18 protein-coding genes are annotated in these 25,951 nt (G+C 62.7%); 14 read left to right on the top strand and 4 right to left on the bottom strand.

Annotation, left to right across the window (positions count from 1 at the left end; all coding sequences use genetic code 11):
• A complete protein-coding gene (locus FJ950_RS22350) occupies nucleotides 1-1,227 on the bottom strand; it encodes an ROK family transcriptional regulator (protein WP_140618636.1) in 1,227 nt (408 codons plus the stop codon).
• 229 nt (nucleotides 1,228-1,456) lie between these two features.
• On the opposite strand from FJ950_RS22350, the gene FJ950_RS22345 reads away from it, so the two are divergent.
• The 10 genes from FJ950_RS22345 (at nucleotide 1,457) to FJ950_RS22300 (ending at nucleotide 17,496) form a co-directional block, all read left to right on the top strand.
• Nucleotides 1,457-2,473, top strand: coding sequence for a sugar ABC transporter substrate-binding protein (locus tag FJ950_RS22345; protein WP_023771510.1), 1,017 nt, complete (start codon nucleotides 1,457-1,459; stop codon nucleotides 2,471-2,473).
• Between the two features lie 158 nt (nucleotides 2,474-2,631).
• Nucleotides 2,632-3,693: an ABC transporter permease gene (locus tag FJ950_RS22340; protein ID WP_015318693.1), complete on the top strand. Its 1,062-nt coding sequence runs from the start codon at nucleotides 2,632-2,634 to the stop codon at nucleotides 3,691-3,693.
• Complete coding sequence (locus FJ950_RS22335; protein WP_015318692.1) at nucleotides 3,690-4,472, top strand: ATP-binding cassette domain-containing protein; 783 nt, start codon at nucleotides 3,690-3,692, stop codon at nucleotides 4,470-4,472. Before FJ950_RS22340 ends, FJ950_RS22335 begins: the two co-directional genes overlap by 4 nt.
• 133 nt (nucleotides 4,473-4,605) lie before the next feature.
• Complete coding sequence (locus tag FJ950_RS22330) at nucleotides 4,606-7,068, top strand: glycogen/starch/alpha-glucan phosphorylase (RefSeq protein WP_015318691.1); 2,463 nt, start codon at nucleotides 4,606-4,608, stop codon at nucleotides 7,066-7,068.
• A gap of 71 nt (nucleotides 7,069-7,139) precedes the next feature.
• Nucleotides 7,140-9,353 carry a 1,4-alpha-glucan branching protein GlgB gene (gene glgB, locus FJ950_RS22325; RefSeq protein ID WP_140618634.1) on the top strand — a complete coding sequence of 738 codons (2,214 nt, stop codon included), beginning with the start codon at nucleotides 7,140-7,142 and terminating at the stop codon, nucleotides 9,351-9,353.
• Between the two features lie 51 nt (nucleotides 9,354-9,404).
• Nucleotides 9,405-10,670 carry a glucose-1-phosphate adenylyltransferase gene (gene glgC, locus FJ950_RS22320; protein ID WP_015318689.1) on the top strand — a complete coding sequence of 422 codons (1,266 nt, stop codon included), beginning with the start codon at nucleotides 9,405-9,407 and terminating at the stop codon, nucleotides 10,668-10,670.
• Between the two features lie 100 nt (nucleotides 10,671-10,770).
• Nucleotides 10,771-12,216, top strand: coding sequence for a glycogen synthase GlgA (gene glgA, locus FJ950_RS22315; RefSeq protein ID WP_140618632.1), 1,446 nt, complete (start codon nucleotides 10,771-10,773; stop codon nucleotides 12,214-12,216).
• Nucleotides 12,217-12,219: 3 nt separating this feature from the next.
• Entirely contained in the window at nucleotides 12,220-13,848 is a 1,629-nt protein-coding gene (locus FJ950_RS22310) for an alpha-D-glucose phosphate-specific phosphoglucomutase (protein ID WP_140618630.1), read from the top strand.
• Between the two features lie 16 nt (nucleotides 13,849-13,864).
• Nucleotides 13,865-15,862: a glycogen debranching protein GlgX gene (gene glgX / locus FJ950_RS22305; protein ID WP_140618628.1), complete on the top strand. Its 1,998-nt coding sequence runs from the start codon at nucleotides 13,865-13,867 to the stop codon at nucleotides 15,860-15,862.
• Nucleotides 15,862-17,496: an alpha-glucosidase family protein gene (locus FJ950_RS22300; RefSeq protein WP_140618627.1), complete on the top strand. Its 1,635-nt coding sequence runs from the start codon at nucleotides 15,862-15,864 to the stop codon at nucleotides 17,494-17,496. The genes glgX and FJ950_RS22300 overlap by 1 nt, the downstream gene beginning before the upstream one ends.
• 28 nt (nucleotides 17,497-17,524) lie before the next feature.
• Here the strand turns inward: FJ950_RS22300 and FJ950_RS22295 are convergent, their stop codons facing one another.
• Together FJ950_RS22295 and FJ950_RS22290 are read right to left on the bottom strand one after the other, a co-directional pair.
• Nucleotides 17,525-19,294 (bottom strand): TadG family pilus assembly protein, encoded by a 1,770-nt coding sequence (locus FJ950_RS22295; RefSeq protein ID WP_140618625.1) that lies wholly within the window; start codon nucleotides 19,292-19,294, stop codon nucleotides 17,525-17,527.
• Nucleotides 19,295-19,741, bottom strand: a complete 447-nt coding sequence (locus FJ950_RS22290; RefSeq protein WP_140618623.1) for a TadE/TadG family type IV pilus assembly protein — start codon at nucleotides 19,739-19,741, stop codon at nucleotides 19,295-19,297.
• Between the two features lie 282 nt (nucleotides 19,742-20,023).
• Here FJ950_RS22290 and FJ950_RS22285 point away from each other — a divergent pair, with 282 nt between their 5' ends.
• The 4 genes from FJ950_RS22285 (at nucleotide 20,024) to FJ950_RS22270 (ending at nucleotide 25,473) form a co-directional block, all read left to right on the top strand.
• On the top strand, nucleotides 20,024-21,616 hold the full coding sequence (locus tag FJ950_RS22285; RefSeq protein ID WP_140618621.1) for a peptide ABC transporter substrate-binding protein: 1,593 nt from the start codon (nucleotides 20,024-20,026) through the stop codon (nucleotides 21,614-21,616).
• Nucleotides 21,617-21,782: 166 nt separating this feature from the next.
• Nucleotides 21,783-22,706 (top strand): ABC transporter permease subunit, encoded by a 924-nt coding sequence (locus tag FJ950_RS22280; protein WP_015318681.1) that lies wholly within the window; start codon nucleotides 21,783-21,785, stop codon nucleotides 22,704-22,706.
• The gene (locus tag FJ950_RS22275; protein WP_140618619.1) at nucleotides 22,699-23,820 is read left to right on the top strand and encodes an ABC transporter permease subunit; all 1,122 of its coding nucleotides are present in this window, start codon (nucleotides 22,699-22,701) and stop codon (nucleotides 23,818-23,820) included. The genes FJ950_RS22280 and FJ950_RS22275 overlap by 8 nt, the downstream gene beginning before the upstream one ends.
• A gap of 33 nt (nucleotides 23,821-23,853) precedes the next feature.
• A complete protein-coding gene (locus FJ950_RS22270; RefSeq protein ID WP_140618618.1) occupies nucleotides 23,854-25,473 on the top strand; it encodes an ABC transporter ATP-binding protein in 1,620 nt (539 codons plus the stop codon).
• 39 nt (nucleotides 25,474-25,512) lie between these two features.
• On the opposite strand, the gene FJ950_RS22265 is transcribed toward FJ950_RS22270, so the two are convergent.
• Nucleotides 25,513-25,848 carry a hypothetical protein gene (locus tag FJ950_RS22265; protein ID WP_140618616.1) on the bottom strand — a complete coding sequence of 112 codons (336 nt, stop codon included), beginning with the start codon at nucleotides 25,846-25,848 and terminating at the stop codon, nucleotides 25,513-25,515.
• Between the last annotated feature and the right edge of the window lie 103 nt (nucleotides 25,849-25,951).

Here is a 25,951-nt window from a genome sequence, read left to right as displayed (position 1 = left end):
TCACGCGCCCCTAGAGATCGTCGTCGAACCGATCAGGAAGCGTTCGGAAAGCGGCAGGCTGGCGCCGCCGAGCGCCCGGGCATGGATACCCACGCTTCCCTCGCGGACGGCCGGGAGTTTCAGCCCTTCGCCGTCGATCGCGCCGATTGCCGTCACGACCGCCTCCACCAGCCTCTGGCGCACGGCCTTCGGCATCCAGCCGTCGATCACCGCGGCTTCGAAATCGATGACCGAGGATGCTGCCACGATGGCATAAGCGAGCGCCTGCGAGGCGCTGGCGATCCACTCGTCGAGCGCGGCGCCGATCTCCCCCCAATCCTCGGGCGAGGTCCACAGATACGAGGCCTCGACGCCACGCGCATTGAGTGTTTTTTCGAGCATGGCGATCGAGGCCACGTCGATCAGCTGGGTCGGTTTTCCATCCGGCCCCGGCACAGGCATTGAGCCGAGCGCGCCGGCATTGCCGGTCGGCCCGCCAAACAGCCGGCCGTTGAGCACGATGCCGCCGCCAGCAAAGGCGCCGATGTAGAAATAGACGAAATCCCGCGCCGCGCCCGTCTGGCCAAAGACCAGTTCGGCGCCGCAGGCGGAGGTGGCATCGTTCTGCAGATAGACCGGAAAATCGCATTGCGCCTGGATGTCGGTCCTGATGTCACGATGGCGCCATTCGTCCATCACGTCGCGCGGCGCGCCGGCGGTGTCGGCCCAGTTCCAGAGCTCGAACGGCATTGCGATGCCAAGTCCGGCGATGCGCTTGTCCTGTGCCGCCGTCAGCTCGCCGCGCATCGTCTTCATGCCTGACGTGACGAACTCGACCGTCTCGCGTGGGGCAGGGTAGCGGTAGGAATGCTGCAGCATCGCGCGCACCTGTCCGAGGAAATCGATCAGCACGAGTTCGGCGCTGCGGCGGCCGATCTTGAGGCCGATGAAGAAGGCGCCTTCGGGGTTGAGTGCCATGGGGATCGAGGGCTGGCCGATCTTGCCGCGCAACGGCGCCTGGCGCACGAGCAGGCTTTCTTCCTCCAGTTCGCGCATGATGACCGAGACCGTCTGCGCCGAAAGTCCGGTCATCCGGGCAATGTCGGACTTCGCCAGACTGCCGTGCTGGCGCACCAGCGAAAGCACCAGGCGCTCGTTGTGGTCGCGCATGCCACTCTGGTTGGTGCCGCGGTGAATGAGGCTCTCGTTCGCTTCGGGCGAACCATGCCTCGCAGTGGCCGTCTCCACCCTGTTCCTCCCGTCGTTTCCCCACAATGCTTTTGGGTCAGAATGAGTGAACGACGCAAGGGTGTCAATAATAAATAAGAGTGATTTAATTATTGACAGATGCGCTGGCGTGGTGTTCCTTGAGGGAGCATCCGCGCTGGGAGAAGTCGCCTGGATGCCGTGCGGGTGCCGGTTGGCCGGCATTCGAAAAATGTTCCACTGGGAGGAAATCGTGACCAATACAAAATTGTTGAAGTCCACCGTTTTCGCGGCGGCCGCGCTGGGTCTGATGGCGTTCGCTTCGTCTGCGTCCGCGGCCGGCGTCGGCGCCTGCCTGATCACCAAGACCGACACCAATCCGTTCTTCGTCAAGATGAAGGAGGGCGCGACCGCCAAGGCCAAGGAACTTGGTGTCGATCTCAAGACCTATGCGGGCAAGATCGACGGTGACAGCGAGAGCCAGGTGGCGGCGATCGAAAGCTGCATCGCCGACGGCGCCAAGGGCATTTTGATCACCGCGTCCGACACCAAGGGCATCGTACCGACGGTGAAGAAGGCGCGCGATGCGGGCCTGCTGGTGATTGCGCTGGACACGCCGCTCGATCCGATCGACGCCGCCGACGCGACCTTCGCCACCGACAATCTGGAGGCCGGCAAGCTGATCGGCGCCTGGGCCGCCGCCACGCTCGGTGACAAGGCCAAGGACGCCAAGATCGGCTTCCTCGACCTGACACCCTCGCAGCCGACCGTGGACGTTCTGCGCGACCAGGGCTTCATGATGGGCTACGGCATCGACGTGAAGGACCCCAACAAGATCGGCGATGAGACCGATCCGCGCATCGTTGGCCATGATGTGACGAACGGTAACGAGGAAGGCGGCCGCAAGGCGATGGAAAACCTTCTGCAGAAGGACAACACCATCACCGTCATCCACACCATCAATGAGCCGGCCGCGGTCGGTGCCTACCAGGCGCTCAAGGCTGTCGGCCTCGAAAGCCAGGTGCTGATCGTCTCGGTCGACGGCGGTTGCCCCGGCGTGAAGTCGGTCGCCGAAGGCGTCATCGGCGCCACCTCGCAGCAATATCCGCTGCAGATGGCCGCACTCGGCATCGAGGCGATCGCCGCTTTCGCCAAGGACGGCACCAAGCCGAAGCCGACCGAGGGCAAGAACTTCTTCGACACCGGCGTCAACCTCGTCACCGACAAGCCGGCGACGGGCGTCAAGTCCATCGACACCAAGGAAGGCCTCGCCAAGTGCTGGGGCTGATACTGGCCTGACCGGCAACGGAACCGATGCGGCCGGGGGACTTGATCCCCGGCCGCATCGGGTGGACGATGCATCACTGTAAACGCGAATAATCCCGGCGACAGACCGGAAGGCGTGGACGGCGTCAGCGCGTGGCTGAAGCCCTACGGGGAGGAAACATGGCTCAAGCTCAGGAATTCGAGAAGGTTCTCTCGGCCAGCGATACAAGTGTAGCCGCTTTTGACGAGCACAAATCAGCCGTCAAGCGCATCCAGCATTTTCTGCATTCGACGCCGGCGGCGGTGCCGCTGATCGTGCTGCTTCTGTCGATCGTCATCTTCGGCATCACGATCGGAGGGCGGTTCTTCTCGTCCTACACGCTGACGCTGATCCTGCAGCAGATTGCCATCGTTGGCATTCTCGGGGCCGCGCAGACACTGGTCATCCTGACCGCCGGCATCGACCTGTCGATCGGGGTGATCATGGTGATTTCGGCCGTGATCATGGGCAATTGCGCGGTCAGCTACGGCATGCCGAGCGTGCTCGCCGTGGCGATCGGGCTTGCCGCCGGTGCGGCTTGCGGGCTGCTGAACGGGCTGCTGGTCGCCTATATGAAGCTGCCGCCCTTCATCGTGACGCTTGGCACCTGGAACATCGTCATGGCCACGAACTTCATCTATTCGGCCAATGAGACGATCCGCGACACCGACGTCGACAACCAGGCACCGCTGCTGCACCTGTTTGCCCTGAGCTTCAAGGTAGGCACGGCGGTGCTGACGCTCGGCGTCATCGCCACGGTCGTGCTCGTGCTGGTTCTTTGGTACGTGCTCAACCACACCGCATGGGGCCGTCATGTCTACGCCGTCGGCGACGACCAGGAGGCGGCGAAGCTGTCGGGTATCCAGACCAAGAAGGTGCTGATGACGGTCTACACCCTTGCCGGGCTGATCGCCGCTTTCGCGGCCTGGGTCTCCATCGGCCGCAACGGCTCGATCTCGCCGTCCGCCGCTGTTACCGACTACAATCTGCAGGCGATCACCGCGACCGTGATCGGCGGTATTTCTCTCTTCGGCGGCCGCGGTTCCATCCTCGGCACGCTGTTCGGCGCGATGATCGTCGGCGTCGTCTCGATGGGCCTCAACATGCTCGGCGCCGATCCGCAATGGAAAGTGCTGCTTACCGGCGTGCTGATCATCGGCGCCGTCGCCATCGACCAATGGATCAGAAAGGTTTCGGCATGACCCAGGAACCCATCCTCACCGCGCGCGGTCTGGTCAAGCGCTATGGCCGCGTCACCGCTCTCGACAATGCCGATTTCGACCTTTACCCCGGCGAAATCCTTGCCGTCATCGGCGACAACGGCGCCGGCAAGTCGTCACTCATCAAGGCGATTTCCGGCGCGGCCGTGCCGGACGAAGGCGAAATCCGGCTTGAAGGCAAACCCGTCTCCTTCAAGTCGCCGATGGAAGCCCGTGAAGCCGGCATCGAAACCGTCTACCAGAACCTGGCCTTGTCGCCGGCGCTTTCGATCGCCGACAACATGTTCCTCGGCCGCGAGATCCGCAAACCCGGCTTCGTCGGCCAGTGGCTTCGCATGCTGGACCGTCCGGCAATGGAAAAGCGTGCCCGCGACAAGCTCACCGAACTAGGCTTGATGACCATCCAGAACATCAGCCAGGCGGTGGAGACCCTGTCGGGCGGCCAACGCCAGGGCGTGGCGGTGGCCCGGGCCGCCGCCTTCGGGTCGAAGATGGTCATCATGGACGAGCCGACGGCGGCGCTCGGCGTCAAGGAGAGCCGCCGCGTGCTCGAACTGATCCTCGACGTGAAGAAGCGCGGCCTGCCGATTGTGCTCATCTCGCACAACATGCCGCACGTCTTCGAGGTGGCGGACCGTATCCACATCCACCGTCTGGGCCGTCGACTGTGCGTCATCGACCCCAAGCAATATACGATGTCCGACGCCGTTGCCTTCATGACCGGGGCAAAAACACCCCCGGAGGCGGCATTGGCGGCCTGACTGCCAACTTGCCGCAGGGTAAGTAGATGACGGCGTTCTCTAAATCGATTGAAAAGATGTTGCAATGCACTAGGGTGGGCTGGGAGAAACGGTGAAAGCCGGTATGATCAGGCCAAACCGAACGAGAGGCGATATGACATCCGCCATGACGATCGAAGCCCCCGCTCTCGACAATCCCGATCCCAAGACGCTTGCTGAAGAAGTCTTGATGTCGCTCAAGTACCGGGTCGGCAAGGACACCACCGTCGCGACCCAGTACGACTGGCTGACCGCCACGATCAAGGTCGTGCGCGACCGCGTCGTCGACCATTGGATGCAGGCGACCAAGGAAGCCTACGACCAACAGGAAAAGCGCGTTTATTACCTGTCGCTCGAATTCCTGATTGGGCGTCTGATGCGCGACGCCTTTTCCAACCTCGGCCTGATGGAGAACATGCGTGAGGCGCTGTCGTCGCTCGGCGTCGATCTCGACCTGATCGCCGCGCTGGAACCGGACGCGGCCCTCGGCAATGGCGGCCTTGGCCGGCTCGCCGCCTGCTTCATGGAAAGCATGGCCACCGTCGACATCCCCGCGCATGGCTACGGCATCCGCTATGCCAACGGCATGTTCCGCCAGGAAATCCACGATGGCTGGCAGGTCGAGTTGCCCGAGACCTGGCTTGACCACGGCAACCCCTGGGAATTCGAGCGGCGCGAGCGCTCCTTCGAAGTCGGTTTCGGTGGTTCGGTCGAATCGATCACCTCGAAGGACGGCCGCCTCGAACGCCACGTCTGGAAGCCGAGGGAGCATGTGCTTGCGGTCGCCTATGACACGCCCGTGGCTGGCTGGCGGGCCAAGCGCGTCAACACGCTGCGCCTTTGGTCCGGCATGCCGATCGACCCGATCCGGCTCGACAAGTTCAACGCCGGCGACCACATCGGGGCGCTGGCCGAAAGCAACAAGGCCGATGCACTGTCGCGGGTGCTCTATCCAGCCGATTCCCACATGGCCGGCCAGGAACTCAGGCTTCGCCAGGAATACTTCTTCTCCACCGCTTCGCTGCAGGACATCCTGCAGCGCCATCTCAGCCAATATGGCGATCTCAAGTCTCTGCCCGACAAGGCGGCGATCCACCTCAACGACACCCATCCGGCGATCGCCGTGCCCGAGCTGATGCGGCTCTTGATGGATGTCCATGGCATGGATTTCGATCTCGCCTGGGATGTCACCAAGCGCACCTTCGGCTACACCAACCACACGCTGTTGCCAGAGGCACTGGAAAGCTGGCCTGTGCCGCTGTTCGAGAGGCTTTTGCCCCGCCACATGCAGATCGTCTACGCCATCAACGCGCAGGTGCTGCTCGAAGCCCGCGCCACCGATCAGTTCTCGGACGAGCAGATCAGCCGTATCTCGCTTATCCAGGAAAATGGCGACCGCCGGGTGCGCATGGGCAATTTGGCCTTTGTCGGCTCGCATTCGATCAATGGCGTGTCGGCGCTGCACACCGAGTTGATGAAGGAGACGGTCTTCGCCGACCTCCACAAACTTTATCCCGATCGCATCAACAACAAGACCAACGGCATCACGCCGCGGCGCTGGCTCATCCAGTGCAATCCAGGCCTCACCGCGCTTGCCCGCGAGGCGATCGGCGACCGCTTCATGGATGACATCGAAGCGATCAAAGGGCTCGATCCCTTAGCCGACGACACCGCCTTTCGCGAAAAATTCGCCGCGGTGAAACGCCAGAACAAGGTGAGGCTTGCCAATCTGGTCGCCGATCGCCTTGGCATCAAGCTCGACCCTTCGGCGCTCTTCGACATTCAGGTCAAGCGTATCCACGAATACAAGCGCCAGCTGCTCAACATCCTCGAAGCGATCGCGCTCTATGACCAGATCCGTTCGCATCCCGAACGCGACTGGATGCCACGCGTGAAATTCTTCGGCGGCAAGGCCGCGCCCAGCTACCATAACGCCAAGCTGATCATCAAACTGGCCAACGACGTCGCCAGGGTGATCAACAGCGACCCTTCGGTGCGCGGCCTGCTGAAGGTCGTGTTCGTGCCGAACTACAATGTCAGCCTGGCCGAGGTGCTGATGCCAGCCGCCGATCTTTCCGAGCAGATCTCGACCGCCGGCATGGAAGCCTCCGGCACGGGCAACATGAAGTTCGCGCTGAACGGCGCGCTGACCATCGGCACGCTCGACGGCGCCAATGTCGAGATCAAGGAGCATGTCGGCGACGACAACATCTTCATCTTCGGCCTCACCACCGAAGAAGTCGCCGAGCGGCGCAACAATGGCTACAATCCGCGCGGCGTGATCGAGGCATCGCCCGAACTGGCGCAGGCGGTTGCGGCCGTTTCATCGGGCGTCTTCTCACCCGATGATCCCAATCGCTACCGCGACCTCATAAATGGCCTCTATGACAGCGACTGGTTCATGGTCGCGGCGGATTTCGACGCCTATGCCGCCTGCCAGCGCGAGGTGGACGCTGTCTGGCGCAACAGCCCGGACTGGTACGCGCGCGCCATCCGCAACGTCGCGCGCGTCGGCTGGTTCTCCTCCGATCGCACGATCCGTCAATATGCGAAAGAAATCTGGAACGTACCCGTCTGATATGATTGCATAAGGCCACGAACGATGGCCGCAAAAACAAACACTTGGTGCCCGGGGAGGGCGACCGCCTGATGAGGAAGCCGCGCGCGACCGCTGCGACAAGCGGGCCGGACGGACTGGCGCCAGCCAGCGATGTCGAGGCGATTGTCGCCGGTACGCACGGCAATCCCTTTGCGGTTCTCGGTGTCCAGGAGGCCGGCAAGAGCCTGTTCGCACGCTGCTTCGTTCCGCACGCGCAGTCGGTTACGGCCTACACCCTGACCGGCGTCGAGGTCGGCGAATTGACCAGGCGCGACGAGGCCGGTTTCTTCGAAGGCAAGCTGTCGATCAAGAAGCGCCAGCCGCTGCGCTACCACGCCCGCAATGCCGGCGGCGACTGGTGGCTGACCGACCCCTATTCGTTCGGTCCGGTACTCGGGCCGATGGACGATTACTACATCGCCGAGGGTTCGCATCTCAGGCTGTTCGACAAGCTTGGCGCGCATGTCATCGAGCACGAAGGCGCGTCCGGCGTGCATTTCGCCGTATGGGCCCCAAATGCCAGGCGCGTTTCGGTGGTCGGTGACTTCAACGACTGGGACGGCCGCCAGCATACGATGCGCGACCGTCGCGACACCGGCATCTGGGAGCTGTTCATTCCCGATATCGGTGCCGGCCGGCCCTATAAATATGAAATCATCGGTCCCGATGGCGTGAGGTTGCCGCTGAAAGCCGATCCGTTCGCCTTCAAATCAGAACTGCGCCCGGCCACCGCCTCGGTGACCGCGATGCCGCCGGCGCATGCATGGGGTGACGAGGCGCATCGCAATTTCTGGCGCAACGCCGACCCTCGCCGCGAGGCCATCTCGATCTACGAGGTCCACGCCGGGTCCTGGCAGCTTGGCGATGACGGCTCCTTCCTGTCATGGGATGAACTGGCCGACCGGCTGATCCCCTATGTGATCGAGACCGGTTTCACCCATATTGAATTCCTGCCGATCTCCGAGCATCCCTATGACCCCTCCTGGGGTTACCAGACAACCGGCCTCTACGCGCCATCGGCCCGCTTCGGCGATCCGGACGGCTTTGCCCGCTTTGTCGACGGCGCCCACCGTGCCGGCGTCGGCGTCATCCTCGACTGGGTGCCGGCGCATTTTCCTGTCGACGAGCACGGTCTGGTCCATTTCGACGGCACCGCGCTCTACGAGCATGCCGACCCACGCAAGGGCTTCCATCCGGACTGGAACACCGCGATCTACAATTTCGGCCGCCGCGAGGTAGTGTCGTTCCTGGTCAACAACGCACTGTTCTGGGCCGAAAAATACCATGTCGACGGTCTTCGCGTCGACGCGGTCGCCTCGATGCTCTACCTCGACTATTCGCGCAAGGCCGGCGAGTGGATCCCCAATGAGAAGGGTGGGCGCGAAAACCTCGAGGCGGTCAGCTTCCTGCAGAAGATGAACAAGGAGGTGTACGGCCACCATCCAGGCGTCATGACCATCGCCGAGGAATCGACCTCATGGCCAAAGGTCTCGGCGCCTGTCCATGAAGGCGGGCTGGGCTTCGGCTTCAAATGGAACATGGGCTTCATGCACGACACGCTGGAGTATTTTTCCAAGGAGCCGATTTTCCGCAAGCATCACCACAACGAGCTGACCTTCGGCCTGACCTACGCCTTCTCGGAGAATTTCGTGCTGCCGCTCTCGCATGACGAGGTCGTGCACGGCAAAGGCACGCTGCTGGGCAAGATGGCCGGCGACGACTGGCAGAAATTCGCGACCTTGCGTGCCTATTACGGCTTCATGTGGGGTTATCCCGGCAAGAAGCTGCTGTTCATGGGCCAGGAATTCGCGCAGCGCCGCGAATGGAGCGAAGCGCGCGCGCTTGATTGGGACCTGCTCGATTTCCGCCCGCATCGCGGGGTCTGGCAGACGGTGCGCGACCTCAACTATCTCTATCGTTCACGCCCGGCCCTGCATGGCCGCGACTGCGAGCCTGAAGGGTTTTCCTGGATGATCGTCGACGACAGCCAGAATTCGGTTTTCGCCTGGGTGCGCAGCGCTCCCGGCGGCGATCCGGTCGCCGTCATCTCCAATTTCACACCGGTGCCGCGCGACAATTATCGTGTGCCGCTGCCGAAGGCCGGCAAGTGGCGCGAGATCATCAACACCGACGCTTCCGAATATGGCGGTTCCGGCATGGGCAATGGCGGCATGGTCGAGGCAAGGGCGGAGGGCAAGGGCATCTCGGCAACGATGCTCCTGCCTCCGCTGTCGACGATCATGCTTGAACTCGCTGCCGACTGAACTCGTTAAGGCTGGTTAGCGCATCGATACGAGTAACTTGGGAGGGTATAAATGGCAGACTTGAAGAGAACGCAGCCGCTGGCCCGCGACGCCATGGCCTACGTGTTGGCCGGCGGGCGCGGCAGCCGCCTCAAGGAACTGACCGACCGGCGCGCCAAGCCCGCGGTCTATTTCGGCGGCAAGACACGCATCATCGATTTCGCGCTCTCCAATGCGCTCAACTCCGGCATCCGCCGCCTCGGCGTCGCCACCCAATACAAGGCGCATTCGCTGATCCGCCACCTGCAGCGCGGCTGGAACTTCCTGCGGCCCGAACGAAACGAGAGTTTTGACATCCTGCCGGCCAGCCAGCGTGTATCGGAAACGCAGTGGTATGAGGGCACGGCGGACGCCGTCTACCAGAACATCGATATCATCGAGGCCTATGGCCCGGAATACATGGTAATCCTGGCCGGCGATCACATCTACAAGATGGACTACGAGATGATGCTGCGCCAGCATGTCGATGCCGGCGCCGATGTCACGGTCGGCTGCCTCGAAGTGCCGCGCATGGAGGCGACCGGCTTCGGCGTCATGCATGTCGATGCCAAGGACAACATCATCGCCTTCGTCGAAAAGCCCGCTGACCCGCCCGGCATTCCGGGTAACCCGGAATTCGCCTTGGCCTCGATGGGCATCTACGTCTTCAAGACCAAGTTCCTGATGGAGCAACTGCGCCGCGATGCCGCCGAGCCGGGCTCCAGCCGCGACTTCGGCAAGGACATCATCCCCTATATCGTCACGCACGGTAAGGCGATCGCGCACCGCTTCACCAAGTCCTGCGTGCGTTCGACCGCCGAGAACGAGGCCTACTGGCGCGATGTCGGCACGGTCGACGCGTATTGGGAGGCCAACATCGACCTGACCGACGTGACGCCGGAACTCGACCTCTACGACCGCGATTGGCCGATCTGGACCTATGCCGAACTGAAGCCGCCGGCAAAGTTCGTGCATGACGAGGACGGCAGGCGTGGTTCCGCCATTTCCTCACTGGTATCGGGCGATTGCATCGTCTCGGGCGCTTCGCTGAAGAAAAGCCTGATCTTCACCGGCGCGCGCATCAATTCCTATTCGACGCTGGAAGAGGTTGTCATGCTGCCCGACGTTCATGTCGGTCGGAACGCAAAGTTGAAGCGCGTCGTCATCGACCACGGTGTAAGAATACCCGAAGGGCTGGTGGTCGGCGAGGATCCCGTCCTCGACGCCAAGCGCTTCCGGGTTTCGGAAAAGGGTATCTGCCTGATCACACAGGACATGATCAACAAGTTGTCAACCTGAACAGGTGATCAACAAGCTGTCACTTTAGGGTGTTTTGTGCATGTCGTGTCCAAACCGCACACGGTTGGGCGGCATGGATGGGAAGCGGATCGTTAAGCGCATGCAGGTTCTGTCGGTCACTCCCGAAATCTTCCCGCTGATCAAGACCGGCGGGCTTGCCGACGTGACCGGGGCGCTGCCCATCGCGCTCGCGGCCAAGGGCGTGGCCATGCGTACGCTCGTTCCGGGCTTTCCTGTGGTGATGAGCGCCTTCAAGAAAAAGAAGGCCGTCTATCAGTATCCCTTGCTGCAAGGCGGCAAGGCCGCGGTCCATGCTGTCCAAGTCGCCGGGCTCGATTTGTTCGTGCTCGACGCGCCGCATCTGTTCGACCGCCCCGGCGGCCCCTATGGTAACGCCTCGGGCGCGGACTGGCCGGACAATTGGCGGCGCTTCGCGGCGCTGAGCCAGGCCGGCGCCGATATCGCCGGGGGCGCCATCTCGGGCTACCTCCCCGACATCGTCCATGCCCATGACTGGCAGTCGGCGATGACGCTGGCCTATATGCGCTATGGCAAGGCGGTCGGCACGCCATCGATGATGACCGTCCACAATCTCGCCTTCCAGGGCCAGTTCGGGGCCGGCATTTTCGGCGAGCTCGGCCTGCCGGCCGCGGCGATGGCGCTTGATGGCGTCGAATATTATGGCGGCGTCGGCTTCCTTAAGGCTGGCCTGCAGGCCGCCTGGGCGATCACCACGGTGAGCCCGACCTATGCGCAGGAAATCCGTTCGCCGGAATTCGGCATGGGCCTCGACGGCCTTATCAACATGCGTTCCAGCGATCTCCATGGCATCGTCAATGGCATTGACACTGCCATCTGGGATCCGGCAACCGACAAGCATCTGGTATCGACTTATACGGCCGAGACGTTGAAGGCCCGCGCGCCGAACAGGGCCGCTGTCGAGGACCGTTTCGGCCTCGACCGCGACGGCAGTCCGATTGTCTGCGTCGTCAGCCGCCTGACCTGGCAGAAGGGCATGGACATATTGGCGACGGTGGTCGACGGCATCGTCGCGACAGGCGCAAGGCTGGCCATCCTCGGCTCGGGCGACGCCGGCCTCGAAGGCGCGCTGCTGGCCGCGGCCGCACGCCATCGTGGCCGCATCGGCGTGGTCGTCGGCTATGACGAGGGGCTGTCGCACACCATGCAGGGCGGCTGCGACGCCATTGTCATCCCGTCGCGCTTCGAGCCTTGCGGGCTGACGCAGCTTTACGGCCTGCGCTATGGCTGCGTGCCGGTCGTCGCCCGCACCGGCGGCCTGGCGGACACCATCATTGATGCCAATGAAGCAGCGTTTGCCGCCGGCGTGGCGACCGGCTTCCAGTTCGCCCCCAACAATGGCGGCGCGCTGCTGCACGCGATCCGACGCCTGGCCGACGTCCACGCCAGTCCCGCAATCTTCGAAACCATCCAGCGCCAGGGCATGAAGACCGATGTGTCATGGGATCGAAGCGCCGAAAAATACGTCGAACTCTATCGCCTGCTGCTTTCGAAAAGGGTTGCCTGAAGCATGATACGCACCGTTTCCACCAAGCCCTATTCCGACCAGAAGCCCGGCACGTCGGGCCTGCGCAAGAAGGTGCCAGTGTTCCAGCAGGAGCACTATGCCGAGAACTTCATCCAGTCGATTTTCGATGCGCTCGACGGGTTCAAGGGCAAGACCCTGGTGATCGGCGGCGACGGCCGTTTCTATAACCGGGAGGTCATCCAGAAGGCCATCGCCATGGCCGCCGCCAATGGCTTCGGCAAGGTGATGGTCGGGCAGGGCGGCATCCTGTCGACGCCCGCGGCCTCGCATGTCATCCGCAAATACAAGACCTTCGGCGGCATCATCCTCTCGGCCAGCCACAACCCCGGCGGCCCGCACGAGGACTTCGGCATCAAGTACAATGCCGGCAATGGCGGCCCGGCGCCGGAAAAGCTGACCGACGCCATCTTTGCCAAGACCAAGACGATTTCGAGCTTCAAGATCGCCGACATCGACCCGATTGACATCGATACGGTCGCGACAGTCAAGGCTGCCGGCATGACCGTCGAGATCATCGATCCGGTTACCGACTATGCCGAGTTGATGGAGAGCCTGTTCGATTTCGATACGCTGCGCAAACTGTTCAAGTCGGGCTTCCGCATGCGCTTCGACGCCATGCATGCGGTGACCGGGCCCTACGCCAAGGAAATCCTCGAACACCGCCTCGGCGCACCGAACGGCACCTGCCGCAATTTCAAGCCGCTGCCCGATTTCGGCGGTCATCACCCCGACCCCAACCTGGTCCATGCCAAGCACCTTTATGATGAGATGATGGGACCGGACGCGCCCGATTTCGGCGCCGCCTCCGATGGCGATGGCGACCGCAACCTGATCATCGGCAAGGGCATTTTCGTCACCCCTTCGGATTCGGTCGCCATGCTCGCCGCCAATGCCCGCCTGGCGCCGGGCTACAAGGACGGGCTGAAAGGCATCGCCCGTTCGATGCCGACCAGCGGCGCGGCCGACCGCGTCGCTCACAAGCTAGGTGTCGGGATTTACGAGACGCCGACCGGCTGGAAGTTCTTCGGCAATCTGCTCGACGCCGGCATGGCGACGATCTGCGGCGAGGAAAGTGCCGGCACCGGCTCAAACCATGTCCGCGAAAAGGACGGTCTGTGGGCGGTCCTCTTGTGGCTCAACATCCTCGCCGCCCGTGGCGAAAGCTGCAAGCAGATCGTCACCGAGCATTGGGAGACCTATGGCCGCAACTACTACTCGCGCCATGATTACGAGGAGGTTGAGAGCGACCGCGCCAATGCGCTGGTCGACGAACTCAGGGCCAAGCTCGGCTCGCTACCGGGCACCAGCGTGCGCGGCCTGAAGATCGCCAATGCCGATGATTTCGCCTATCACGACCCGGTCGACGGCTCGACCAGCGAGCACCAGGGCATAAGGGTGCTGTTCGAAGGCGGCTCGCGCGTGGTCTTTCGGCTTTCGGGCACCGGTACGTCTGGCGCGACCTTGCGCGTCTATATCGAGCGCTACGAGCCGGACAAGTCGAGGCACGACCTCGACACGCAGGAGGCGCTCACCGACCTGATTTCGGCGGCCGACGACATTGCCGGGATCAAGAGCCACACCGGGCGCAACAAGCCGAGCGTCATTACTTGAGGGCGGTGGAGCGCTCTTGACCCAGCTCGGCCCCACCATCACCAGCGAAGGCATCCGCTTCGCCGCATGGTCCTCGTCGGCAAGACGGCTCTGGGTTTCGATCTTTGACGAGCAGGGAAACCGCGAACTTGATCGTCTCGAGCTGACGTCGGAAGGCAACGGCGTCCATTCACTCTTTGTCTCCGGCTTGGCCGCGGGCGCGCGCTATGGCCTGCGCGCCGATGGCGACTATGCGCCCGAGCGGGGGCTGTGGTTCGATCCCGACAAGTTGCTCACCGATCCCTACGCCGTCGAAATCGACCGGGCCTACGCCTATCACTGGCGGCTCGCCGCGCGGCGCAATGAGGGCGCCGACACCGCGTCGCTGATGCCCAAGGCCGTGACCAAGGCCTCGCCCACGGCTCCACCGATCCTGCCGCCCCTGTTTCGCCCGGGCGGCCTGATCTACGAACTGAACGTCCGCGCTTTCACCAAGCTGCATCCGGATGTACCGCAAGAAAAGCGCGGCACGATCGCCGCTCTTGCCCATCCGGCCATCATCGAGCATCTGCAAAGGCTCGGCGTCTCCGCCGTGGAACTGATGCCGATCACGGCCTCCATCGACGAGCGGCATCTGCCGCCGCTCGGCCTGAGCAACGCCTGGGGCTACAATCCCGTCACCTTCATGGCGCTCGACCCGCGCCTCTCGCCCGGCGGCCTGACGGAATTGCAGGACACGGTCGCCGCGTTGCGCCGGGCCGGCATCGGCACCATTCTCGACCTGGTCTTCAACCACACCGGCGAAAGCGACAGGCTGGGGCCGACGCTCTCGCTGCGCGGCCTCGACAATAAGGCCTACTATCGGCACTGGCCGGATGGCGGGCTGGTCAATGACACCGGCACCGGCAACACGATCGCTTGCGACCATCCGGTGATGCGGGAAATGGTGCTCGACACACTTCGTCACTTCGTTCGCCAGACCGGTGTCGACGGCTTCCGTTTCGATTTGGCTCCGGTGCTGGGCCGGGTCGATGGTGCCTTCGATCCGGAAGCGCCGCTGCTCCAGGCCATCACCCATGATGCGGTGCTTTACGACCGCGTGCTGATCGCCGAGCCTTGGGACATCGGGGCAAACGGCTATCAACTCGGCAATTTCCGGCCGCCTTTCCTTGAATGGAACGACCGCTATCGCGACGATGTCAGACGCTTCTGGCGCGGCGATGCCGGCATGGTCGGTGCTCTCGCAACGCGCCTTGCTGGTTCGTCCGACGTGTTTAACAGGGCAGGGGAGCCGGCAAGCCGCGGCGTGAATTTTATCGCCGCCCATGACGGCATGACGCTGGCTGACATCGTCGCCTATGAGCGCAAGCACAACGCGGCCAATGGCGAGCAGGACCGCGACGGCCATAACGAGAACCTGTCCTGGAACAATGGCGTCGAAGGCGAGACGGACGACACGGCGATCGTCAAGGCACGTTTCGACGACCAGCGCGCTCTGCTCGCCACGCTGTTCGCCTCGCACGGCACCATCATGCTGACCGCGGGCGATGAATTCGGTCGCACCCAGAAGGGCAACAACAACGCCTACGCACAAGACAACCCCACCACCTGGCTTGACTGGGCAGGCCGCGATCAAGCGTTGGAGCATTACGCATGGACGCTCGGAGCCCTTCGCCAGGCGGTGCCCGCATTGTCGGACACGCGTTTCCTGACCGGAGAACCAATTGAGGCTTCAGGCGTTCCCGACGTCGCTTGGCTGACCGAGACCGGTGAGCCGCTCGACGCGACCGACTGGAACGACACCAGCCGGCATCGCCTCGCCATGCTGCTTGGTAGCGAGGAAGGCAGGCTTGCCGTTCTGATCAATGGCGACCGCCGCCAATGCGTCTTCACCTTGCCGGCGCGGGAAGGTTTTCGATGGCATCCGGCGATCGAAACGCACGTGACTGACCTTGCGCGCCCGCTGCCGGGGCGCAGCCTCAATTTCATGATCGAGAGCCGAACCGGAAACGGTGGCGCCAGGAAGGGTTCGTGATGACCGGTGAGAGTTTGGGGCAGGGAGCCGAATGGTGGCGCGGCTGCGTCATCTACCAGGTCTATCCGCGCTCTTTTCAGGACACGACCGGTGATGGCAGCGGCGATCTCGGCGGCATTACGTCGAGGCTCGCTTATATCGCCTCGCTCGGCGTCGACGCTGTCTGGCTGTCGCCCTTCTTCAAGTCGCCGATGGCCGACATGGGCTATGATGTATCGGATTATCGCGACGTCGACCCGATGTTCGGCACATTGGCCGATTTTGATGAGCTGGTCGCCGAAGCCCACCGGCTCGGCCTGAAGATCATCATCGACCAGGTGCTGTCGCATTCATCCGACAGGCATGAATGGTTCATCGAAAGCCGGGCCAGCCGCGACAATGCCAAGGCCGACTGGTACGTCTGGGCCGATGCGAAGCCCGACGGCGGCGCGCCCAACAACTGGCTGTCGGTCTTCGGGGGGCCGTCCTGGGAATGGGACGCGACCCGCCGCCAATATTACATGCACAATTTCCTCGCCTCGCAGCCAGACCTCAATTTCCACAACCCGGAAGTCCAGGATGCGTTGCTTGACACGGTGCGGTTCTGGCTCGATCGCGGTGTCGACGGCTTCCGGCTCGACACGGTCAATTACTATGTCCACGACCGCTGGCTGCGCGGCAATCCGCCCTTGGCCTCGAGCGTCGCCGGCACCAACACAGAGACCAACACCTACCTCTATCAGGAGCATCTGTTCGACAAGACCCAACCCGAAAACCTGGCATTCCTGCGGCGCTTCCGCGCGTTGCTCGACGAATATGGCGACCGCGCCGCCGTCGGCGAAATCGGCGACGAGGGTCGCTCGCTGCAGACGCTCGCCGCCTACACCTCCGGCGGCGACAAGCTTCAGATGAGCTACACTTTCGACCTGCTGGGTTCGCAGTTTTCGGCGGCGCATGTGCGTGGCTGCGTCGAGGCCTTCGAAAGCGCGGTGGCCGACGGCTGGGTTTGCTGGGCGTTTTCCAACCATGACGTGGTGCGCCATGTCAGCCGCTGGATGCGGCCTGGTGGCGATCCCGATCTTGTGGCCAAATTCTCGATCATTCTGCTCGCCTGCTTGCGCGGCTCGATCTGCCTCTATCAGGGCGAGGAACTCGGCCTTGAGGAGGCGGAGCTTGCCTACGAGGATCTGCGCGATCCGGTCGGCATCCGCTTCTGGCCCGGCGTGAAGGGCAGGGATGGTTGCCGCACGCCGATGGTCTGGGAGGCCGACGCCGACAATGCGGGTTTTTCCACTGCAAAACCCTGGCTGCCTGTGCCGGCAAGCCATCGCGCCCGCGCTGTCGATGCGCAGATCGGCGACGAGCAATCGGTGCTGTTGGCCTACCGCTCGGCGCTTGCCTTGCGCAAACAGCATCCGGCGCTGGTCGGCGGCTCGATCCGCTTTCTCGATACCGAGGGCGACGTGCTCGCCTTCATCCGCGAAGGTGGCGGGGAGAGGTTGATCTGTGTCTTCAATTTCGCTGAGGAGCCGGCGACCTTGCCGTTGGTGGGTGATATCGGACCCGTCGCGGCTATCTTCGGCGGGACCGCTTCTGTCGAGGAAAACACCCTCTCGCTGCCAACTCTCGGCTGCTTTCTCGGTCGGCTCGACTGATTGGCACTTCGGTTGTGGCTAGGCGGTCCTACTGAACGAGCACCGCCCGGCCGCAGGTCGCGCCGGTGACGCGCACGTCGGCCTGGCCGACGCCCACGCCCAAGGCCGACAGGACATTGTAGAGAAGGTCGTCGACGGGCGCCGTTACAGTGTTGAGCAGTGCCACCACTGCTGGTTTGACAGTTCCGAGCAGGGCGGTCACATCGATCCCAAGGCCAAGCAGATTGGCCGAAAGCGACAGATTGTTGACCAGTGACGTAGTGAGCGACTGCGAGATGTTTCGCGTCGAAACGGTCTTCACCGTCTTGTTGGCGATGTCGGTCGCGTTGAAGGTCAGGGTCTGCGGACTGTTGTTGGTGATTGCCGTCGCGGCCGAACCCATCACCTGGATCAACGGGATGTTGATCAGCAGGAGCCTGAGGCTCACATCGGCGATGTCTGCATCCGTGAAGGTCTGCGGCTGGCTGAAGTCGGCGAAGCCGGAGGGATTGTTGCTGTTGGCCAGGTTCAGCTGCGCAACGCCCGGATGCGCGGCGATGGAAACGCTGATACTGGAAGGCCCTGTCGGACAGGTTATGTCGGTCAGTTTGGCTTCGGCGTAGGCGACTTCCACATTGAGCGGCAGGTTGACCGCGAGCAGGCTGACGCCGCCGGCGAGGCCCGGCGTGCCGATACCGACGGAGGCTGTCAGTTTGATGCGCGTCTGTGCGGTCCGCACGACAGTGCCGATACCATCGATCGCCAGCCAGGGCGAGGACTGCATCGGCTCGCCGATGGCGATGCTGAGTTTGGTGGAGAGCAGCCCCGGAATGGTGGCGCCGAGATCGATCGCGGCCTGGTTGGTACCGTTGGCGAGCACGGCGGCCGCCGTCAGCATGCCCATGGCGCTTGCGTCTACCCCAAGCCCGGACGGCTGTTGCCCGAGGCCCAGGCTGCCGACCGAACCAAGGTCGACAAGGCTGCTGAGCGGGATCTTGACGGTGCTGGTCGATTTGGAGGCGATGGTCTGCAGGGCGACCTTGGCCGTATTGCCGAGGCCGGGAACATTGGCCATGGCGGTAGCGATCTGGCCGACCGTCGCCTTCGATGCCAGAACGTCGGAATAGGTGCCGGCCGTGATGTTCAGTTGCGTGGCGAGCGCACTGATGAAGGAAAGCACGCTCACATCGGCCGAGATCAGCCCGTTGTAGTCCATGACGCTGAGCGAGATGTTGCCGCCGAGAAGTCCGCTCAAAAGTGCATTGAGGATGCCGCCGTTGACGCTGAGCAACCGCGATCCGACCGAGAACGTCGCCAGCGGCGTCATGCTGGCCGTGGCCTGGGTGCCGATGACGGGAGTGGGGATCAGCGAACTTGCGAAATAGCGGTTCGGAATCTTTGCCAAAGTGACGCGGACGGCATTGTAAGGCGTCACACCCGCCTGGAAGCGCTGGCTGACATTGGCGGTCGATGAGGCGTATCGGCCCTGCGTGACCGTCACCACCGTTTTGCCGGTAGCCGGGGCAATGGTCTGGCCCGAAGCTTGAACGACGACGCCCGGCATGCCGTTGTCGGTCAGTGTGGTGACGACCGCGGTGTTGACGTTGTTGATGTTCGAGGCGGCGGTAATCGCCGCCAGGTCGACCATCGCCTGGGCTTCCCGGCGCTCGGTATAGATGGAGGCTTCGTCAATGGCCACCGCTGCCAGCGCCAATGCAACCGGCGCGCTCAATGCGGTCATGACGGCGAAGTTCGCCTTCCTGTCTCCTATCATCGACCGTGCAAGCCGACCCATACCCTTGCCCGCCCGCCGCAGCATTCAGATACCCCCGACCCTGATCGTTGACTGACGCTTGATGGTCGTCCCTGGCATGGCTATGCCGGGGAACAGGTTCCAGATCGGCAGGTTGCGGGCATCGTAGGAGATGGACACCACGAACTGGCTTCCGTCGGCGATGCTGTCGTTGGCCTGGTAGGTCAGTTTGCTGGCGTCCACGAAGGGGTAGCCGCCGGCATTGTTGGTGAGATAGCTGGCCACGAGCGTCTGCCGCTCGGTCTGGTTCACCCCAGCGATGGCTGTTCGGGCAGCGTCGGCTGCAATTTGCTGGATCGAATTGGCGGCGCCAAAATAGATGCCGTATGCAACCATTCCGAGTAGAAGCAGAATGAAAAGCGGTGACAGCAAAGCGAACTCGACGGCTGAAGTTCCCGAGTTGTCTGATCGGAAACGGCGACTTCGGGCCTCGAAAATGGGGTGGTGAACCATCGCACCAGCATGCCCAAATTCGCATGCAGAAAGCGAAAACTCTGGGTGCAACCAAAGGGTGCGGTCGATTGAAAACGAATCTCTAATTTAGCCGTTGCTTTCTCGACAATGGGGATTGACTTAGGGTCAATCAGTACTCGGTTGAAAAGAGCTTACCTCCTGTCTAGTCTCCTGCCACCAGCCGCCGGAGGGAACCGGGGGCGCGCTCAAAGGAGCCAGTCATCGGCTTCGGGGCGTCAACACGTAAGGCGCGCCGATGGCAGCGCCGACAGGGAGAACTTCATGCTGAAAAACATGCTGAAGGCGACGGTATTCGCCACCACCATGGCCGTAACCGCCGGCGCATTCTACACGCCGGCTTTCGCGGAGAGTGTCTATAACAGGGGCACCGCCGCTGAATCGGAGTCGGTCGATCCGCACAAGACCTCGACGGTCTATGAAGCCAATGTGCTGCGTGACCTGTTCCAGGGATTGGTCATGCAGGACCAGAAGGCGAACCTCATTCCGGGCGCGGCCGAAAGTTGGACGGTATCGGATGACGGCACCGTCTACACCTTCAAGCTGCGCAAGGACGGCATGTGGTCTGACGGCAGCCCGGTGACGGCGGACGACTTCGTCTATGCCTTCCACCGGCTGGAAGATCCGGCGACCGGCGCCGAATACGCCTCGATGCTGTATCCGGTGAAGGGCGCGGAGGACGTCAACACCAAGAAAGGCAAGCCCGAGGACATGGGTGTCAAGGCGATCGACGCCGGCACCCTGGAGGTGACGCTGAAGGCGCCGACGCCGTACTTCCTGGAGATGCTGACCCATCAGGCGACCTATCCGGTCAGCAAGGCCTCGATTGAAAAGCTTGGCGCCGACTGGATCAAGCCCGGCAATCTGGTTTCGAACGGCGCCTATACGCTGGCCGAATGGGTTCCCAACGACCACATGAAACTGGTCAAGAATCCCAAATTCTGGGACGCCGCGACCGTCAAGTTCGACGTGGTCAACTACATTCCGACCGAGGATCGTTCGTCGGCGATGAAGCGCTTCGAGGCCGGCGAACTCGACAGCTATGACGATCTGCCGACCGAACAGCTCGCCGACCTCAAGACCAAGTTCGGCGACCAGATCCATGTCGGGCCGTATCTCGGCACCTACTATTATGCCATCAAGACCGACAAGGCGCCGTGGAACAACCCCGAACTGCGTAACGCCATCTCGATGGCGATCGACCGTGATTTCATCGCCGAGAAGGTCTGGCAGAATTCGATGCTGCCCGGCTATTCGATGGTGCCCCCCGGCATCGAGGGCTATACGCCCGCAATGGCCAAATACGCCGACATGCCGCAGATCGACCGCGAGGACGCGGCCAAGAAGATCCTCGAGAAGCTTGGCTACACCCCCGAACATCCGCTGAAGATGGAAATCCGCTACAACACCTCGGAAAACCACAAGAACACGGCAGTGGCGATCCAGGAACAATTGAAGCCGCTTGGCGTCGACGTCACGCTGCTCAACACCGACACCAAGACCCACTACTCCTTCCTCGAGCAGAAGGGCGACTATGACGTGGCGCGTGCCGCCTGGATTGCCGACTATAAGGATCCAGAGACCTTCCTCGGTATCACGCGCAAGGCCAGCGGCAACAACTATTCCAACTACAACAGCCCGCAATACGAAGCGGCAATGGACAAGGCCGCGGCCGCGGGCGGCAAGCCCGAAGAGCGCATGAAGGACCTCTCCGCGGCCGAGCGCATCCTCATCGACGACGTCGGCCAGATCCCGCTTCTCTACTACAGCTACCACGACATCGTTTCCTCGAAGCTGCATGGCTTCGTCGACAATGTGATGGACGTGCATCCGTCGCGCTTCGTCAGCAAGGATTGATCCCTGGCCAAGCCGCCGCGCTCAAAAGAGCGCGGCGGTGCTGGTTTGCCATCGCATCGGCCCGGGAAGCGGAAATCGATTTTCGGAAGAATCCGGTGTGAAGATTTGAAGGCTGGAGCGCAATCGTCCGAGTGGAAGGGCGTGCTCTGGATCAAGTGGGGCACCGATGCTGCGATACGTATTCCGGCGGCTTTTGACCGCCATCCCGACGCTGTTCGTCATCGTGACGATGGCGTTCTTCCTGATGCGCGTCGCGCCAGGCGGTCCATTCAACCAGGAGCGGGGGCTGAGCCCAGAGATCAAGGCCAACTTGGAAGCCCAGTTCGGCCTCAACGATCCGCTCTGGCTGCAATATGTCCATTATCTCGGCAATCTGCTGCGCGGCAATTTCGGCCCGAGCTACAACATGCCGGATTTCACCGTCACCGAACTGTTTGCCAAGGGCCTGCCCATTTCCGTGCAGCTCGGAGCCTCGGCGCTGATCCTGGCGCTGCTGCTCGGCAGCGTGCTCGGCACCATCGCCGCGCTCAACCAGAACAAGCTTGGTGACTATACGGTGATCGCCTTGGCGACAGCCGGCAGCACCATCCCGACCTTCGTCATCGCGCCGGTGATCCAGCTTGTCTTCGGACTGACCTGGAGGCTGCTGCCGATCGGTGGCTGGGGTGACGGCGCCTTCATCAACAAGGTTGGCCCGGTGCTGACACTTGCCTTGCCGCAAATCGCCATCGTTGCCCGGCTGATGCGCGGCTCGATGATCGAATCGCTGCGATCCCATCATATCCGAACGGCGCGCGCGCTCGGCCTTTCCGACTGGTCGGTGGTGGTCAAGCACGCGTTGCGCGGCGCCATCCTGCCGATCGTCTCCTTCACCGGCCCGGCGGCGGCGGCACTGCTGACCGGCTCGGTCATCGTCGAGACGATCTTCTCCATTCCCGGCGTCGGCCGCTATTTCGTCGATGCCGCGCTCAACCGCGATTATACGCTGGTGATGGGAACGGTGGTGGTGATTGCCATTTTTACCATCGTCTTCAACCTGATCGTCGACGTCATGTACGCGGTCGTCGACCCGAGGGTGCGCTATGACTGACATCGCAGCCACGGCCCCCGCAATCGTTGGTCGCTCGCTTTGGGGCGATGCCTGGGCGCGCCTCAAGGCCAATCGCGCCGCCATGTTCAGCCTCTACTACCTCGTTCTGATTGGGATCATCAGCGTCTTTGGCCCGTGGTTCGTGCCCCATCAATACACGACCATCTACGCCGACTACGTGCGCATGCCGCCAAGCCTCTCGGCCTATCCGAAACCCGATATGATCGAGACCGCGCTCACTGAAGCGATCAAGCGCATGCGGGTCGACATCAAGGAGTGGCGTCAGGAGGGGAGCCAGGTCTTCGTCACGGTCAAGTCGACCAAGCCGATCGACGACCGCAACATCCGCTACCTCGACCGGTCCGATGCCTTCGACGACACCAAGATCGAAAACAAGTCGCCCGACGGCCTCGAAGTGACGATGAGCGCATCGGTCAAGCAGCAGTATTTCCTGTTCGGCACCGACAATACCGGCCGCGATCTTCTCTCCCGCACGCTGATGGCCGGGCGCATATCGCTGGCCATCGGTCTGCTGGCCGGTGTCGTGGCGGTGGTGATCGGCGTGATCTACGGCGCCGCCGCCGGCTTTTCCGGAGGGAAGGTCGATGAAGTGATGATGCGCATCGTCGACGTGCTCTATTCCTTGCCGTTCATCTTCTTCGTCATCATGCTGGTGGTGTTCTTCGGCCGCAACTTCGTGCTGATGTTCCTGGCGGTCGGTGCCGTGCTGTGGCTCGACATGGCGCGCATCGTGCGCGGCCAGGCGCTGTCGATTCGCCGGCAGGAATATGTCCAGGCGGCGGAAGCCATGGGCATTGGCCAGCGTGGCATCCTGATCCGCCATGTCATCCCGAACCTGCTTGGCCCAGTGGTGATCTACATGACACTGCTGGTGCCGCAGGTCATCATCCTGGAGAGCTTCCTGTCGTTCCTCGGGCTTGGTATCCAGGAGCCGATGACCAGCTGGGGCGTGCTGATCTCGGTCGGCGCCAAGAACATCGGCACCGCCAACTGGCTGCTCCTGTTTCCCGCCTTCTTTCTGGTCTCGACGCTGTTCGCCTTGAATTTCGTCGGCGACGGCCTGCGCGACGCGCTCGACCCGCGGGATCGATAAAGATGGGTATCGATAAAGATGGGGACCGCTGAAATGGCTGCTTCCGAAACGATCCTCAGCGTCAAGGACCTTCGCGTCCGCTTCCGCACCCTCGACGGTGCGGTCGAAGCGGTCAAGGGCATCAACATCCACGTCAACGCGGGCGAAACGGTTGCCGTGGTCGGCGAGTCCGGTTCCGGCAAGAGCCAGACGATGATGGCGGCGATGAGCCTGCTGGCCTCCAATGGCGAAGCGTCAGGCCATGTCGACTATCGCGGCCGCAACCTGCTGACCCTGAGCAAGTCCGAGCTGAACAAGGTCCGCGGCCGCAAGATCAGCATGATCTTCCAGGAACCGATGACTTCGCTCGATCCGCTCTATTCGATCGGCAACCAGCTGATCGAGCCGATCCGCCGCCATCGGGGCCTGAGTGCCGCCGCAGCGCATGAAGAGGCGCTCAAGCTGCTGCGGCTCGTGCATATTCCCGATCCGGAACGGCGGATGAAATCCTATCCGCACGAAATGTCCGGCGGCCAGCGCCAGCGCGTGATGATCGCCATGGCGCTCGCCAATGACCCCGACATCCTGATCGCCGACGAGCCGACGACGGCGCTTGACGTCACCATCCAGGCGCAGATCCTGATGCTTTTGGCCGAACTGCAGCGCAAGCTCGGCATGGCGATCGTCTTCATTACCCATGACCTCGGTATCGTCCGGCGCTTTGCCGACCGTGTCTATGTCATGCGCCAGGGCGAGGTAGTCGAGGAAGGCGAGGCGGAAGCCATTTTTGCCAATCCGCGGCACGCCTACACCAAAATGCTGCTGGCGGCCGAGCCGACGGGAACCAAGGCGCCGCCGCCAGCCGATGCGCCGGTGGTGCTCGAAGGTAGGAATGTCGAAGTCACATTCAGGATCGGCGGTGGGTTTCTGGCCGGCGAACCGCTGATGCTGCGGGCCGTCGATCACATCTCGATCCGGCTGCAGCGCAACCAGACCATCGGCATTGTCGGCGAATCCGGCTCGGGCAAGTCGACGCTCGGCCGCGCCTTGCTGCGGTTGCTGCCGAGCGATGGGCTCATTCGGTTCGGCGATCGCGATATCTCCACTGCCGACCGGCAGCAGATGCGGCCACTGCGGCGCCAGATGCAACTCGTCTTCCAGGACCCGTTCGGCTCGCTGTCGCCGCGCATGACCGTCGGTCAGGTCGTCACCGAGGGGCTGCTGGTGCATGAGCCCAACCTTTCAGGAAAGCAGCGCGACCAGCGCGCGGTCGAGGCCCTGCGGGAGGTCGGCCTCGACCCCAATGCCCGCAACCGCTACCCGCACGAATTTTCCGGCGGACAACGGCAGCGCATCGCCATTGCCCGCGCCATGATTCTGAAGCCGAAGATGGTCGTGCTGGACGAGCCGACATCGGCGCTTGACCGCTCGGTGCAGAAACAGATAGTCGAACTGCTGCGCAAGCTGCAGGCCGACCACGAACTGTCCTACCTCTTCATCAGCCACGATCTGTCGGTCGTGCGCGCCATGGCCGACTACATCATCGTCATGAAGCAAGGCAAGATCGTCGAAGAGGGGCCGACGGAAGAGATCTTCAGCAATCCACGGGCGCCTTATACGCAGACGCTGATGAACGCCGCGATCGACGTCACACGGTTTCGACTGAGCGCGTAAGGCGCCGGCAGGGGCAATTGTCGTGGCGTCGTCTGTCGCTCAGCTCGCGCACTTGCGTGCGCGCACAGCGACAATGGCATCCTGCTGTCGCTTCAGCCGGTCGATCCTGGCCGTTTCACGGTTGGCGACCGCGGTCTTGACGCGCGATCCGCCCAGCAGCCAGCGCGGCACGCTGGTGTTGGCGACCTTGCCGCGGGTGATCGCCGTCTGCGAGATGTCGCGCGCGCTGCTTCCCAGCGCACTGTTGAGGTCGCTACAGCTCATGCTCTCGTATTTGGCCGGATCGGCCGTCCTGCCGATCGATGAGCATCCGGCAGCCATGAAGGCCGCAGCCAGAAGAGCGGGTGCCGACCTTGTCCTTGAAATCAAACTCATGCGCGCGTCCGGCCCGGCCGTTTTTGCCGCCTCCCTGATCTTCATTGATCAACCTAGCGCTGATAGCCAATTCGTCAAAGTTTCACCGGCCGGCCAGTGCTCG

The organism is Mesorhizobium sp. B2-3-14, from assembly GCF_006442175.1.
Taxonomy (GTDB): Bacteria; Pseudomonadota; Alphaproteobacteria; order Rhizobiales; family Rhizobiaceae; genus Mesorhizobium; species Mesorhizobium australicum.
This window is presented reverse-complemented; position numbering and strand designations above follow the sequence as displayed.